Origin of the sequence: Curtobacterium oceanosedimentum, from assembly GCF_040545555.1 — a bacterium.
GTDB lineage: Bacteria > Actinomycetota > Actinomycetes > Actinomycetales > Microbacteriaceae > Curtobacterium.
In genome coordinates this window covers 303,508-317,538 of sequence record NZ_JBEPMD010000002.1, presented here as the reverse complement: position 1 = coordinate 317,538, position 14,031 = coordinate 303,508, and the positions used below count along the sequence as shown (strand labels likewise).

The 14,031-nt window shown below is 72.7% G+C and carries 15 protein-coding genes; 8 read left to right on the top strand and 7 right to left on the bottom strand.

All coding sequences use genetic code 11. The features are described 5' to 3' along the window. Position 1: 1 nt before the first annotated feature. From ABIC52_RS03415 to ABIC52_RS03405, 3 genes are all read right to left on the bottom strand, one after another. On the bottom strand, positions 2 to 661 hold the full coding sequence (locus tag ABIC52_RS03415; RefSeq protein ID WP_126891052.1) for a 4'-phosphopantetheinyl transferase family protein: 660 nt from the start codon (positions 659 to 661) through the stop codon (positions 2 to 4). A 72-nt stretch (positions 662 to 733) separates the two neighbouring features. Further along, positions 734 to 1,345 carry a CG0192-related protein gene (locus ABIC52_RS03410; protein ID WP_354026619.1) on the bottom strand — a complete coding sequence of 204 codons (612 nt, stop codon included), beginning with the start codon at positions 1,343 to 1,345 and terminating at the stop codon, positions 734 to 736. Positions 1,346 to 1,414: 69 nt separating this feature from the next. Continuing rightward, positions 1,415 to 2,170 carry an SDR family NAD(P)-dependent oxidoreductase gene (locus tag ABIC52_RS03405; protein ID WP_209675687.1) on the bottom strand — a complete coding sequence of 252 codons (756 nt, stop codon included), beginning with the start codon at positions 2,168 to 2,170 and terminating at the stop codon, positions 1,415 to 1,417. 34 nt (positions 2,171 to 2,204) lie between these two features. On the opposite strand from ABIC52_RS03405, the gene ABIC52_RS03400 reads away from it, so the two are divergent. Continuing rightward, positions 2,205 to 3,101: a putative RNA methyltransferase gene (locus ABIC52_RS03400; protein WP_354026618.1), complete on the top strand. Its 897-nt coding sequence runs from the start codon at positions 2,205 to 2,207 to the stop codon at positions 3,099 to 3,101. 4 nt (positions 3,102 to 3,105) lie between these two features. On the opposite strand, the gene ABIC52_RS03395 is transcribed toward ABIC52_RS03400, so the two are convergent. Further along, a complete protein-coding gene (locus ABIC52_RS03395; protein WP_126891048.1) occupies positions 3,106 to 3,525 on the bottom strand; it encodes a VOC family protein in 420 nt (139 codons plus the stop codon). Between the two features lie 61 nt (positions 3,526 to 3,586). On the opposite strand from ABIC52_RS03395, the gene ABIC52_RS03390 reads away from it, so the two are divergent. Continuing rightward, a complete protein-coding gene (locus ABIC52_RS03390; protein ID WP_209823760.1) occupies positions 3,587 to 4,534 on the top strand; it encodes a helix-turn-helix transcriptional regulator in 948 nt (315 codons plus the stop codon). Here ABIC52_RS03390 and ABIC52_RS03385 read toward each other — a convergent pair. Together ABIC52_RS03385 and ABIC52_RS03380 are read right to left on the bottom strand one after the other, a co-directional pair. Beyond that, a complete protein-coding gene (locus ABIC52_RS03385; RefSeq protein ID WP_209823761.1) occupies positions 4,524 to 4,727 on the bottom strand; it encodes a hypothetical protein in 204 nt (67 codons plus the stop codon). The two genes, ABIC52_RS03390 and ABIC52_RS03385, sit on opposite strands and share 11 nt — an antisense overlap. A gap of 9 nt (positions 4,728 to 4,736) precedes the next feature. Beyond that, positions 4,737 to 4,946: a hypothetical protein gene (locus ABIC52_RS03380; protein WP_209823762.1), complete on the bottom strand. Its 210-nt coding sequence runs from the start codon at positions 4,944 to 4,946 to the stop codon at positions 4,737 to 4,739. A gap of 359 nt (positions 4,947 to 5,305) precedes the next feature. Between ABIC52_RS03380 and ABIC52_RS03375 the strand changes: the two genes are divergently transcribed. The 4 genes from ABIC52_RS03375 to kdpC are packed head-to-tail and all read left to right on the top strand — an operon-like array spanning position 5,306 to position 9,815. Further along, positions 5,306 to 5,395, top strand: coding sequence for a potassium-transporting ATPase subunit F (locus ABIC52_RS03375; protein WP_354026617.1), 90 nt, complete (start codon positions 5,306 to 5,308; stop codon positions 5,393 to 5,395). Then, a complete protein-coding gene (gene kdpA, locus ABIC52_RS03370; RefSeq protein ID WP_354026616.1) occupies positions 5,395 to 7,080 on the top strand; it encodes a potassium-transporting ATPase subunit KdpA in 1,686 nt (561 codons plus the stop codon). The genes ABIC52_RS03375 and kdpA overlap by 1 nt, the downstream gene beginning before the upstream one ends. A gap of 11 nt (positions 7,081 to 7,091) precedes the next feature. Then, positions 7,092 to 9,203: a potassium-transporting ATPase subunit KdpB gene (gene kdpB, locus ABIC52_RS03365; RefSeq protein WP_209675677.1), complete on the top strand. Its 2,112-nt coding sequence runs from the start codon at positions 7,092 to 7,094 to the stop codon at positions 9,201 to 9,203. A 3-nt stretch (positions 9,204 to 9,206) separates the two neighbouring features. Next, positions 9,207 to 9,815: a potassium-transporting ATPase subunit KdpC gene (gene kdpC / locus ABIC52_RS03360; protein WP_209823764.1), complete on the top strand. Its 609-nt coding sequence runs from the start codon at positions 9,207 to 9,209 to the stop codon at positions 9,813 to 9,815. An 8-nt stretch (positions 9,816 to 9,823) separates the two neighbouring features. Here the strand turns inward: kdpC and ABIC52_RS03355 are convergent, their stop codons facing one another. Further along, positions 9,824 to 10,567, bottom strand: coding sequence for an Abi family protein (locus ABIC52_RS03355; RefSeq protein ID WP_354026663.1), 744 nt, complete (start codon positions 10,565 to 10,567; stop codon positions 9,824 to 9,826). Between the two features lie 251 nt (positions 10,568 to 10,818). Between ABIC52_RS03355 and ABIC52_RS03350 the strand changes: the two genes are divergently transcribed. Both ABIC52_RS03350 and ABIC52_RS03345 read left to right on the top strand, forming a co-directional pair. Further along, positions 10,819 to 13,311: an ATP-binding protein gene (locus ABIC52_RS03350; RefSeq protein WP_354026615.1), complete on the top strand. Its 2,493-nt coding sequence runs from the start codon at positions 10,819 to 10,821 to the stop codon at positions 13,309 to 13,311. After that, positions 13,308 to 14,009 (top strand): response regulator, encoded by a 702-nt coding sequence (locus ABIC52_RS03345; RefSeq protein ID WP_126891041.1) that lies wholly within the window; start codon positions 13,308 to 13,310, stop codon positions 14,007 to 14,009. The genes ABIC52_RS03350 and ABIC52_RS03345 overlap by 4 nt, the downstream gene beginning before the upstream one ends. Positions 14,010 to 14,031: the final 22 nt, after the last annotated feature.

The window sequence follows — 14,031 nt, the reverse complement described above, 5'->3', positions numbered from 1 at the left end:
CTCAGCGCGCGGCGAGCACGATGCCCGCACGCGCCGTCCCCCGGTCAACTGCCCACCGTCCCGTCGCCGCGAACGCCGGGCCGCGACGCGCGCTCGCCGTGAAGGTCCCGTCCGGGCGCAGCTCCACGTGGGCGCCGTCGATGCCGAACCAGCCGTCGTGCGCGGTCGAGCGGGCCTTGGCGACGGCCTCGGTCGCGGCGAGCAGGACGCTGTCCGGACTCTCAACACCGGTTCGCCGGAGCGCGGCGAGACCTCGTGCGACACGGTCGTCCGCGACGTCGGCGACGCGTCGGAGCACTCCCGGCGGCAGGGGACGTGCAGGCGTGGCATCGATGCCGATGCCGGCGTGCTCGTCGCGCCGGGCGACGGCGCAGGCGCGCACGCCGGGGCAGTGGGTGATCGTGCCGACCACGCCGTCGGGCCAGCGGGGAGCCCCGCTCCGGCCCACGGGCAGTGCCGTCACCGGGGTGCCGATCGCCGTCAGGGCAAGGCGGGCGAGCAGGCGGCCGGTGCGGAACTCGGCACGCCGCGACGGGACGGCACGGGCGATCGCCGCGCGTTCGTCGTCGGCGAGCGGGCCGCTCAGGTCGTGGTCGACGGCAGCGGTGACCACCGCGGCGGGGAGCAGCCCCACCCAGTCGGTCCCGCCTCGAAGTTGCACATTGCAATCAGACGCCCGGAAGCTCCGAGTCCCCCGGACGGGGCACGTCCTCGAGGGGCCGGGCGGCGTCCGTCAGGCGGGCAGCACCGCGACGACGACCGAGCGGTCGCCCCAGGTCGCGGTCAGTGTCTCGCCGTCCGGCACGGGGAGACCGATCACCCGCAGCACGACGAGGTCGCCGTGACCCGTGCGCACCGTCGTCTCGGTCCCGTCGGTGCTGGCCGCGACCGACGTCACCGTGGGGGAGTCCGGCGCCGATCCGCTGCCGACCGCCGTGCCCTCCTTGTCGAGCCGTCCGGAGCCGTCGGCGCGCTCGAGCTCCGCCTCGTGCCCGCCGGTGGCGATCGCGCGACGCAGGACGTCGGCGTACACCGGGTCCGCGACGGCGTCGTACACCCAGCGCTGCCCGAGCACGGAGTGGTGCATCTCGCACACCAGGGAGCCCCGGGCGCCGTCGAGCGGAGCGCCGCGGTAGGTCAGCGGCGTGTGCAGGAGCCGTCCCTCGGGCGTCCGCACGATGATCTCCTCGACGCCGACCTCGCCCTCGGGGTCGTCGAACCGGAAGCGGGTGACGACCTCGACGGCGGCACCGGCGGTGAGTCCGCTCCACGGCTGCGCGGGCAGCCAGGCGGCGAGGGCCTCGGCCTTGGACGGTCGGAGTTCTGCGCGGTGGACGACGGCCATGCACCGACGCTACCGAGCACACCTCGGCTTCCACCGTCGGCCCGCCGCACGGCGGTCAGTGCACGGGCGTCAGTGCACCGAGAAGCCGCCGTCGACCGCGATCGACTGGCCCGTGACGTACGCGGAGCCCGGTCCGGCCAGGAACACCGCCGCGGCCGCGAAGTCCGACGGCTCGCCGTTGCGCCCGACGAGCGTGCGCGCGGCGAGCGCGGCGACCCGCTCCGGGTCGGCGGACAGCCGCCTGTTGAGCGCGGTCTGCACGAAGCCGGGGACCAGGACGTTCGAGGTGACCCCGCTGCCCGACCAGGCCTCCGCCTGGGAGCGCGCCAGTGCCTCCAGGCCGGCCTTCGACACCCCGTACGCGCCGCTCGCAGCGAAGGGGCGGTGCGCCTGCTGGGAGCTGATGCCGATGATGCGGCCGTACCCCCGTGCGGCCATGCCGGGCGCGAGCCGCTGACCGAGCACGAAGGGTGCGTCGAGGTTGACGGCCATCGTCGCGTCCCACGTGCCCTCGTCGAGGTCGGGCATCGGCGGCCGCAGGTTGATGCCGGCCGAGTTGACGAGGACGTCCACCTCGCCGACGGCGTCCGCGAGCGCGTGGGCTCCCGACCGGGTCGACAGGTCCGCGACGACGCCGACGGCGGACCCGCCGCCGGTGGTGATCGTCGCAACGGTCTCGTCGATCGCGTCCCGCGTGCGCGCTGCGACCACCACGTGGGCGCCCGCGTCCGCGAGGGCGAGCGCGATCGCCCGACCGATGCCGGAACTGCCCCCGGTGACCAGTGCACGACGTCCGTCGAGGCCGAAGAGCTGCTCCAGTGCCATCCGGCCAGGCTACCGACGCCCGTACGCTGGGTCGGTGCGCGACGACCTGCTCCCCGTGCTCGCCTGCCCCGTCTGCGCCGAGCCCCTCGTCCGTGTCGACGGCGGGCAGGTCGGCTGCGCCACCGGACACCGGTTCGACGAGGCGAAGCAGGGCCACCTCACGCTCCTGCCCGCGAAGCGTCGCGCCCTGACCGCGGACACCCCGGAGATGGTCGACGCGCGGATCCGGTTCCTCGGTCGCGGGCACTACGCGCCGGTCGAGCGGGCGCTCGCCGCGGTGGTCGCAGCGACCGAGGCGCCGGGCGTCGTGCTCGACGTCGGCTCCGGCCCGGGCACGTACCTGGCGCACGTGCTGGATGCGGACGGACCGGACGAGGCCGCATCGGACGCGACCGCGTCGGACGGGAGGCCCGACTCGCCTCCGGCAGGCTCCGTCACTGCCCGCCTCGGGGTCGCGCTGGACCTGTCCGCGGTCGCGATCCGACGGGCGGCCCGCGTCCACCCGCGGGCGGGAGCGGTCGTCGGGGACGTCACCGAGCGCCTCCCGGTCGTCGACGACGCGGCGGCCGTCGTGCTGGACGTCTTCGCCCCGCGCAACCAGCGGGAGTACGCCCGGGTGCTGCACCCGGCGGGCGTGCTCGCCGTGGTGACGCCGCGGACCGGGCACCTCGCGGAGCTGGCCGAGGCGACCATCGCCGTCGACCCGGAGAAGGAGCGGCGGCTGCGGGACTCGCTCGAGCCGACCTTCGCGCTGCGGTCGTCCGAGGACCTGACCTGGACGATGGACCTGTCCGCGGAGGACGTGCACGACGTCGTGCACATGGGCCCGAGCCACCACCACGTCGACCCGGGCAGGGTGTTCGCCCCGACGACCGTGACGGCCGCCGTGACGGTCAGCACGTGGACGGTCGCCGGACCGCCCACGTGCTGAGGGCTCAGCCCTGCGGCGCCGCGACGTCGAACTGCCACACGACGCCGAACCGGTCGCGGAGCTGTCCGGCGAGCGGGGCCCACGGCGACGGGGCGAGGGGCTGTCGCACCTCGGCACCGTCGGACAGTGCCTCCCAGTAGCGGGTGACCTCGTCGGCGTCGTCGCCGTGCACGAAGACGTAGAAGGCGTTCGCGCCCTGGTCGTACGGCTGGTCCGGCCAGACGTCGAACGCCATGATGCGGAAGCCGGCGTCGGTCGCGACCTGGCCGAAGACGATGCGGTCCGCCCAGGCGGGGTCCTGGGACGCGCCCATCTGGCCGTACGTCGCGGCGGTGACGGTGCCGCCGAACGCGGACGCCCAGAAGTCCAGGGCCTCGCGTGCCTGTCCGTCGAAGTTGATGTGGGTCGTGGTCTCGATGCTCATGGGTCGAGTGTCACGGGCGTTGCGGTCAGATCGTGACCGCTTCTCGGACGAGGATGGTGGCATGGCCGGCCCCTCCTCGCGCATGCTCGCCCTGCTCTCGCTGCTGCAGGTGCACCGTGAGTGGACGGGCGACGAGCTCGCCGGCCGCCTGACCGTCAGCCCCCGGACGCTCCGTCGCGACGTCGATCGGCTCCGTGAGCTCGGCTACCGCATCGACTCGGTCCGCGGACCGGCCGGCGGCTACCGCCTCGCCGCCGGATCGGACCTGCCGCCGCTGCTGTTCGACGACGACCAGGCCGTGGCGATCGCCCTGGCGCTCGCGGTCGCGCCGGCCTCCGGGGCCGACATCGCCGAGTCCGCCGTCCGCGCGCTGGCGACGGTCCGGCAGGTGATGCCCGACCGGCTCCGGCAACGCGTCGACCTGGTGGACGCCGTCGTCGGGTCGTCCGGCCCGCGCGTCGACCCCGACGTGCTGGTGGCCGTCAGCGAGGCGGTGCACCGGCGCGAGGTCCTGCGCTTCGGGTACGGCGAGCGGGACACCCCGCACCGGGTCGAGCCGCACGCGGTCGTCGCCCGGCTCGGCCGCTGGTACCTGCTGGCCTGGGACCCCGAGCACGAGGACTGGCGCACGTACCGCGTCGACCGGATCGCCCCGCGGATGCGCACCCGGCTGCCGTTCGCGCCGCGACCCGTACCCGGCGGGGACGCCGCGGCGTTCGTGTCGGCCCGGTTCAAGGGCTCCGACCACGAGGACGCGTGGCCGTGCAGGGGCACCGTGTCGCTCAGCGCTGCCGACGCCGCGCGGACCGTCCCGTTCCTGCCCGAGGACGCCGTACTCGCGGATCCCGTCGACGACCGTCGACGGCTGACGCTCGGGTCCTGGTCGTGGGACGGGCTCGCCGGCGCGGTCGCCGGGCTGACGGTGCCGTTCGTGGTCGAGGGGCCGGGCGAACTGCGTGCTGCTGTCGACGCGCTCGCCAGCCGACTGCGCCGATCGTTCAGGGACTGACCGGACCGACATCCCCCCGGCGCCGGCTCCAGATCGGCTCGTCGAGCCGGGCGGGGACGAGACCCATCGAAGCGACGTCGATCCCGTCGACCGCCGGGAACGCGGACAGGAGTTCTGCGGTACGGACCTGCCAGTCGACGTTCGACGGCACGGAATCGAGCAGGTACGCCAGGACTGCCAGGACCTCGTACACGCCGAAGCGTTACTGCTCGAGCACGACGGTGGTCTGGCGTCCGCTCTCGTCGGTCTCCGTCCCGGAGACACGGAACGGGTAGAGGTAGCCGCTCAGGCGGTAGTAGCCGCTCTCCTGGAGCGCTGCTGCCGCGCGATCGTGGTCCTCGATGGACAGACCCCGCTCGCGCAGCAACGCGATCTGCTCGTCGATCGACAGCCACGGTTTCGCGTACGACACCTCGTCCTCCCACCCCGAGACAAGAAAATCGGCCCGAGCCGTGAGGCGAGCGGGCCGATCGTGATGATCCGAGGACAGCCGAGCCGTCCACGGCGGGCAACGGTGAAGCTCCCTCGTGCCCTGCGCGTTAGGGCGGTGCACGCGTCCGTCAGGACGCCGTCAGGATCTCGTTAGGACCGACCTGGAGGCACACGGCCGGATCCAGCATCGGTACCGCACCACACGTGGTGCGGTCCGCGCCGCCCGGCGTCGGACCCGCAGCAACCAACGGAGTCCTTCGTGTTCGACGTCTTCGTCGTCGCCGGTGTCCTCGCCGTGTTCGGTGTCGTGGCACTCATCGCCAAGGGGGTGGAGCGGCTGTGATCGTCGTCACCATCGCCGCCGCCGTCCTCGGCATCGGCTCGGTCGTCTACCTCGTGTGGGCGCTCGTGCACCCGGAGCGGTTCTGATGAGCGCTGCCGACACCTGGGCCGGGATCGCCCAGGTCGCCACCCTCGTCCTGCTCCTGGTGGTCGCGTACCGCCCGGTCGGTGACTGGATGGCGCGTGTCTACACACCCACGAAGCACGCCCGCATCGAGCGCGGCGTCTACCGCGTGATCGGTGTCGACCCCGACGCCGAGCAGTCCTGGCCGGCGTACCTGCGCGGCGTGCTGCTCTTCAGCGCCGTCGGCGTGCTGCTCGTCTACCTGCTGCAGCGCATCCAGGTCGTCCTGCCCGGGGATCTCGGGCTGCCGAACGTCGGTCCGTCGCTCGCGTTCAACACCGCCGCGTCCTTCGTCGCGAACACGAACTGGCAGTCGTACTCGCCCGAGGCGACCGTCGGGTACTCCGTGCAGATGGCGGGCCTGGCGGTGCAGAACTTCCTGTCCGCCGCGGTCGGGCTGGCGGTCGCCGTGGCCCTGGTGCGCGGGTTCGCACGTCGGACGAGCGGCACGCTCGGCAACGTGTGGGTCGACGTCGTCCGCGGCACCGGCCGGCTCCTGCTCCCCGGCGCCTTCGTCTTCGCGATCGTCCTCATCGCCGGCGGCGTCGTGCAGTCGTGGGGCAGCGGCACGGACATCACCACGCTCGCGGGTGGCACCCAGCACATCCCCGACGGCTTCGTCGCGTCGCAGGAGGCGATCAAGGAGCTCGGCACGAACGGCGGCGGGTACTTCAACGCGAACTCGGCGCACCCGTTCGAGAACCCGCAGGCGTGGACGAACCTCGTCGAGGTCTTCCTCATGCTCGTCATCCCGTTCTCGCTGCCCCGCACGTTCGGGCGGCTCGTCGGCGACGACCGCCAGGGGTACGCGATCCTCGCGGTCATGGGCGCGATCTTCCTCGTGTCGCTCTCGGTGATGTCGATCGCGGAGCTCGCCGGCGGCGGCAGCGCCACGCAGGCGGCTGGTGTGGCGCTGGAGGGCAAGGAGATGCGCTTCGGGATCCTCGGCACGACGCTCTTCGGCACGACCTCGACCGCGACGTCGACCGGCGCCGTGAACGGCATGTTCGACAGCTTCACGCCGATCGGCGGCATGATGGCGCTCCTCAACATGATGCTCGGCGAGATCAGCCCCGGCGGCGTCGGTTCCGGCCTGTACGGCATGCTCGTGCTCGCCGTGATCACGGTGTTCATCGGTGGACTGCTCGTCGGCCGGACCCCGGAGTACCTCGGCAAGAAGATCCGCGCCCGCGAGATGACCTTCGCCGCGCTGTACATCCTCGTCACGCCGACGCTGGTGCTGCTCGGCACCGGACTGTCCCTGGTGATCCCGGGCGTCCGCGAACAGGTCCTCGGTACGAGCATCTTCAACCCGGGCAACCACGGGCTGTCGGAACTGCTCTACGCCTTCACGTCGGGCGCCAACAACAACGGCTCCGCCTTCGGTGGACTCACCGCGAACACGACGTGGATGAACTCCGCGCTCGGCGTCGTGATGCTGCTCGGTCGGTTCATCCCGATCGCGCTCGTCCTGGCGCTCGCCGGGTCCCTCGCCGCACAGGACAAGGTGCCCGCGACCGTCGGCACCCTGCCGACGCACCGGCCGCTGTTCGTCGGCCTGCTCGGCGCCGTCGCCGTGATCGTCACCGCCCTCACCTACTTCCCGGTCCTCGCCCTGGGCCCCCTCGCCGAAGCGCTCGCCCGATGAAAGCCGCATCGATGACACACGACACCACGACCACCGCGACCGCCGAGGCGGAGGCGACCAGCGCCTCCCGGCCGGTCACCCGATCGTCCGCCTTCGGACCTCGACAGCTGGCGGCGGGCCTCCCCGGCGCGCTCCGCAAGCTCGATCCGCGCCTGATGTGGCGCAACCCCGTCATGTTCATCGTCGAGGTCGGCGCCGCGCTCACCACCGTGACCGCGTTCGTCGAGCCGTCGGTGTTCACCGCCGCGATCGCGGTGTGGCTCTGGCTCACCGTCGTCTTCGCCAACCTGGCCGAGGCCGTCGCCGAGGGCCGCGGCAAGGCGCAGGCCGACACCCTGCGGAAGACCCGCTCCACGACCAGCGCCCGACGGGTGCTCCGGTGGGACGCGTCCGACGCTGCCGCCCTGGCGAACGACACCGAGGAGGTCGCCTCGGTCGACCTCGCGAAGGGTGACGTCGTGGTGGTCGTCGCAGGCGAGGTGATCCCCGGTGACGGCGACGTCGTCGAGGGCATCGCCAGCGTCGACGAGTCGGCGGTCACCGGCGAGTCGGCCCCCGTCATCCGCGAGTCCGGCGGCGACCGGAGCGCCGTCACCGGTGGCACCCGGGTGCTGTCCGACCGCATCGTGGTCCGCATCACCTCGACCCCCGGCGAGACCTTCATCGACCGGATGATCCGCCTCGTCGAGGGTGCGGCGCGGCAGAAGACGCCGAACGAGATCGCACTGAACATCCTGCTCGCGTCGCTGTCGATCGTCTTCGTCATCGTCTGCCTGACGATGCAGCCGATCGCGGGGCTCGTCGGGGCGACCGTCAGCGTGCCGGTGCTCATCGCGCTGCTCGTCTGCCTCATCCCGACCACCATCGGCGCGCTGCTCTCCGCGATCGGCATCGCCGGCATGGACCGGCTCGTGCAGCACAACGTGCTGGCGATGTCCGGCCGTGCGGTCGAGGCCGCCGGGGACATCACGACGCTGCTGCTCGACAAGACCGGCACGATCACGTACGGCAACCGCCAGGCCTCGCGGGTGGTGCCCGTCCCGGGCGTCACCGTCGCGACGCTGATGGAGGCGGCCGCCCTGTCGAGCGCCGCGGACAGCACCCCCGAGGGGCGATCGATCGTCACGCTCGCCGAGCAGGACGGCATCACGCCGGGCACCCCGACGGGTGCGGACGAGGTGCCCTTCACGGCACAGACCCGCATGTCCGGGCTCGACCTGGCCGACGGGTCGCAGATCCGCAAGGGCGCAGCGGCTGCCGTGCTCGACTGGGCGGGGTCGACCGACGCCGCCGTCGTCGCCGCGATCGACACCGCGGTCGCCGAGATCTCCGACCAGGGCGGCACACCGCTCGTCGTCGGACGCCGCTCGGCCTCGGGAACGGTCGCCCTGCTCGGCGTCGTGCACCTGAAGGACGTCGTGAAGGACGGCATGGCCGAGCGCTTCGCGGAGCTGCGGTCGATGGGCATCCGCACGGTGATGATCACCGGCGACAACCCGCGCACCGCCGCCGCGATCGCCGCCGAGGCCGGCGTCGACGACTTCCTCGCCGAGGCCACGCCCGAGGACAAGCTCGCCTACATCCGCAAGGAGCAGGAGGGCGGGAACCTCGTCGCGATGACCGGTGACGGCACGAACGACGCCCCCGCCCTGGCGCAGGCCGACGTCGGCGTCGCGATGAACACCGGCACCACCGCTGCGAAGGAGGCCGGCAACATGGTCGACCTCGACTCCGACCCGACGAAGCTCATCGACGTCGTCCGGATCGGCAAGCAGCTGCTCATCACCCGCGGGGCGCTCACCACGTTCTCGATCGCCAACGACGTCGCGAAGTACTTCGCGATCATCCCGGCGATGTTCCAGGCGGCGTTCCCCGGCCTGGCGGCGCTGAACATCATGGGACTGCACAGCCCGTCGTCGGCGATCCTGTCGGCCGTCGTGTTCAACGCGCTCGTCATCGTGGCGCTCATCCCGCTGTCGCTGCGCGGCGTCAAGTACCGCGCAGCCTCGGCGTCGTCCGTCCTCGGACGCAACCTGCTCGTCTACGGGCTCGGCGGCGTCATCGTCCCCTTCATCGGCATCAAGGCGATCGACCTCGTGGTCGGTCTCATCCCGGGGTTCTAGACCATGGCTTCCTCATCACGTTCCTTCTTCCGCTCCACCGGTGTGGCCGTGCGCCTCGCCCTGCTCGCCACCGTCGTGCTCGGCGTTGCCTACCCACTCGCGGTGTGGGGCGTCGGCCAGGCGGCCTTCCACGACCAGGCGAACGGCTCGACGGTCACCGACTCGTCCGGGAAGGTCGTCGGCTCGTCCCTGATCGGGCAGTCCTTCTCCGGGAAGGACGCCGACCGCTGGTTCCAGTCCCGTCCGAGTGCCGCGGGCGAGGACGGCTACGACGCGAACGCCTCGTCCGGCTCGAACCTCGGGCCGAACAACCCAGACCTGCTGAAGAGCATCGAGGAGCGCCGGGCCGCCGTGGCGGAGGCCGACGGGGTCAGCGCTGCCGAGGTGCCCGCCGACGCGGTCACGGCCTCGGGCTCCGGCCTCGACCCCGACATCAGCCCGGAGTACGCGTCGCAGCAGGTGGCCCGGGTGGCCGAGGCCCGCGGACTGTCGACCGACGCCGTCCGGGAGCTCGTCGAGCAGCACACCGAGTCCCGGCAGGCCGGGTTCCTCGGCGAGCCGGTCGTGAACGTCCTCGAGCTGAACCTGGCCCTGGCGAAGGCCTCAGCGTGACGCGTCCGTCACGTCGCCGTCCACGTCGGTCGCCCGCCGAGCCCCACGACCAGGTCGTCGTGCTCGTCGAGCAGCCGGCGGAGGGCGGCGGTGTGACGGTCGCAGGGTCCGGTCGTCCCGGCGAGGTACGCGAGCAACTCGATCGAGTGCGCGGGCGAGCGCTTCGGCAACCTGTCGAGCCGGCGGAGGAGCTCCGGCGGCGACCGGAAGGTCGGCGGTGGCACCCGGAGTCGACGACCCCACAGTCGCACGTGGTGGGCGCAGCAGTTGCGGACGTGGTTCACGTGCAGCAGGGTCGAGCGGAGCGTCGACGTCGGCACGTGGAACCCTGCTGCGATCTCGGCGCGTGGGGTCGGACCGACACCGCTCGCGAGGCGCACGAGATCCCCGAAGCCGAGTTCCTCAGCGAGCATGCCGAAGGGGATGCGCTCGAAGCGGCCGCCCTGCCATGCCGACCGGACGGCAGGCTCGAGCGATCGGTCGAGGACCCGTCGGGCGACTGCGAGGAAGGCAGCGTGGTCGAAGTCGGCGCCGAACGTGCTCGGCGACAGGTACCAGCGCACACCGACGCGTGCCTCGACCGCGAGGTCGAGTCGGCCTCGCAGCGCGATCTCGACCTGCTCCGTCAGCGCCATCGCGACGGATCGGACGGAGCTGTCGAAGGCGTGCGCACGGAGCACCGCATCGTCGGAAGGCGCGAGGTGGTACTCGATGAGCGCTCGTCGGAACTGCGCCGTGCGGTGACGCGACATGCTCACCGGTGTCTGCTGCACGGGGCGGCTCCGAGATCGACTGGTCGTGAGATCTCGGGCGAGCCGGCAGCAACTACAGCGTGGGGAACGAACGTCAGCGAGGAAGTACGCCGCCCCGCGTCCGTGGAGGACGCGGGGCGGGAGGTCCCACCCGGTTTGAGGAAGCCGAAGCTCGAGCCTTGGTGGGTGCGTGTCACCAGAATACCAGTGGGTCGGTGGCGGGGCAACCTCCCGCGCGAGAGGATGAGCACGTGAAGCGCGGGAAACTCCGGGTGCTGCTCGGCGCCGCTCCGGGTGTCGGCAAGACCTACACGATGCTCGAGGAGGGCCACCGCCTCCGCGCCGAGGGCCGGGACGTCGTGGTCGCCGTCGTCGAGACCCACGAGCGTGCCGCCACCGCAGCCCTGGTCGACGGCCTCGAGCTCGTGCCCCGCCGGGTCGTCGAGCACCGCGGCGTCGCGCTCGACGACATGGACCTCGACGCGGTCGTGGCGCGGGCCCCCGACGTCGCCCTCGTCGACGAGCTCGCCCACACGAACGCCCCGGGCAGCCCGAACGAGAAGCGCTGGCAGGACGTCGAGGTGCTCCTCGCCGCCGGCATCAGCGTCATCTCGACGGTGAACATCCAGCACATGCAGTCCCTCGGCGACGTCGTGCGGGAGATCACCGGGACCGTGCAGCGCGAGACCGTCCCCGACGCCGTGGTCCGCGCCGCCGACCAGATCGAGGTCGTCGACCTGTCCCCGGCGTCCCTGCGCGAGCGGCTCTCGGACGGCCTGGTCTACCCGGCCGCCCGCATCGACGCCGCGCTCTCGAACTACTTCCGCCTGGGCAACCTCACCGCACTGCGTGAGATCGCCCTGCTCTGGCTCGCCGACGAGGTCGACGACGCGCTCAAGGCCTACCGCGCCGAGCACGGCATCGACCACCGGTGGGAGACCCGGGAGCGCGTGCTCGTCGCGCTCACCGGCGGCCCCGAGGGCGAGACCCTGCTGCGCCGCGGTGCCCGCATCGCCGCCCGCAGCGCCGGCGGTGAACTGGCAGCCGTCCACGTCACGACGAACGACGGTCTGCGCGAACGGCACCCCGGGGCGCTCGGCAAGCAGCGCACCCTGCTCGAGCAGCTCGGCGGGACGTACCACCAGGTCGTCGGGGACGACGTCCCGTCCACGCTCGTACGGTTCGCGAAGTCGGTCGACGCCACGCAGATCGTGATCGGTGTCAGTCGACGGAGCAGGCTCGCCGCAGCGCTCACCGGTCCGGGCATCGGCAACACGGTGGTCCGCGAGTCGGGCGACATCGACGTGCACGTGGTCACGCACGAGCGCGCCGGCGGCGGGTTCGCCCTGCCGAAGCTCGGTGGCAGCCTGTCCCGCGGGCGGATCGCCGCCGCGTTCGCGGTCTCGCTGCTGCTCGGACCGCTGCTGACCTGGCTGCTGTCGCTCGGCAGCGACCCCGACTCGATCACGGTCGACGTGCTGTCGTACCAGCTGCTCGTGCTCGTCGTCGCGCTGACCGGGGGCATGTGGCCGGCGGTCTTCACCGCGGTGCTGTCCGGGCTGAGCCTCGACTACTTCTTCGTGCAACCCCTCTACATGGTCACCGTCCAGCAGCCGTGGCACCTGGTGGCACTCGTGATGTACGTGATCAGTGCCGTGCTGGTCAGCTTCGTGGTGGACCGGTCCGCCCGTCGCAGCCGTGCGGCACGTCGGGCAGCGGCCGAGTCGGGGCTCCTGGTCGGGATCGCGGGCAGCGTGCTCCGCGGCGACGACGCCCTGCAGGCACTGCTCGACCGCACCCGCGAGGCCTTCGGCTTCACCGGCGTGCGCATCCGGCAGGGCGACGAGGTCCCGGCCACGTCCGGGACGTTCGCCGACGGGCCGGACGCGACCACGAGCCTCCCGTCCGGGGCCGTCCTCGAGTTCTCCGGCGCACCCGACGACCCGACCCAGCGCAGACTGCTGCGCGTCGTCGAGCAGCAGCTCGACGCCGCCGTCGAGCACCGGCGGCTCACCCGCACCGCGGTCGACGCGGAGCGGATCGCCGCCGCCGACCGCGTCCGGAGCGCCATCCTGGCGGCCGTCGGGCACGACGTGCGCCGACCGATCGCGGCGGCCTCCGCCGCCGTGCAGACCCTGCACGCCTCCGACATCCAGCTCTCGCCGTCCGACCGGGAGGCACTGCTCACCACCGCCGACGAGAGCCTCCGTCAGCTGGCGGTCCTGCTGGCAGACCTGCTCGACGTCAGCCGCGTGCAGGCCGGGGTCCTCGCCGTCACCCCGCTGCCCACCGCGCTCGAGACGGTCGTCGCCCCCGCACTCGACGAGCTCGAGCTCGGCCCGGACGACGTCGACCTCGACCTGCCCGCCGACCTGCCGCCCGTCCTCGCCGACCCCGGACTGCTGCAGCGCGTCGTGGTGAACCTGCTCGCCAACGCCAGCCGCTACGCGCCGGAGGGCACGCGCGTCCGCATCGCGGCGAGCGCCTTCGGCGGCGGGGTCGAGCTCCGCGTCGCCGACCGCGGCCCCGGCATCCCCGAGGACCGACGCGACGAGGTGTTCCAGCCCTTCCAGCGGCTCGGCGACACCGACAACGAGACCGGTCTCGGCCTCGGACTGGCGCTCGCGCGCGGCTTCACCGAGGGCATGGGCGGCACGATCGAGGTCGACGACACCCCGGGCGGCGGGCTCACCGTCGTCGTGCGGCTGCCGATCGCCGGACACCTGGGAGTGGATGTCAAGTGAGCACGAAGGTCCTCATCGCCGACGACGACGCGCAGCTCGTCCGGGCGCTGTCCGTCACGCTCGCCGCCCGCGGGTACGACGTCGTCACCGCCCGGGACGGCCGGGCCGCGATCGACGCGGTGATCACCGAGCGCCCGGACATCGTGATGCTCGACCTCGGCATGCCCCGGCTCGACGGCATCGGGGTGCTCGACGGCATCCGCGCCTGGTCGCAGGTGCCCGTGCTCGTGCTCTCCGGCCGGACCGACTCGTCGGACAAGGTCGACGCGCTCGACGCCGGGGCGGACGACTACGTGACGAAGCCGTTCCAGATGGACGAGCTGCTCGCCCGGCTCCGTGCGCTCGGTCGGCGGCAGGCGACGGCGGCGGCGAGCGCGGGCGTGACGCCGACGGTGACGATCGGCGACCTCGTGGTGGACCTCGTCGCCAAGCAGGTCACGCCGCCGACCGGGCCGGCGATCCGGCTCACCCCGACCGAGTGGCGCCTGCTCGAGGTCCTCGTCACCAACCCCGGCCGACTGATGACCCGCGAGATGCTCCTGACCGAGGTGTGGGGTCCGACGCACGGCAACGACTCCGGGTACCTGCGGCTCTACATGGCGCAGCTGCGGCGGAAGCTCGAGCCCGAGCCGTCGCACCCCCGGTTCCTCGTGACGGAGTCGGGCATGGGGTACCGGTTCGACCCGAGCGGGGCGTGACGGGCCGTGTCGGGCGGGTGGC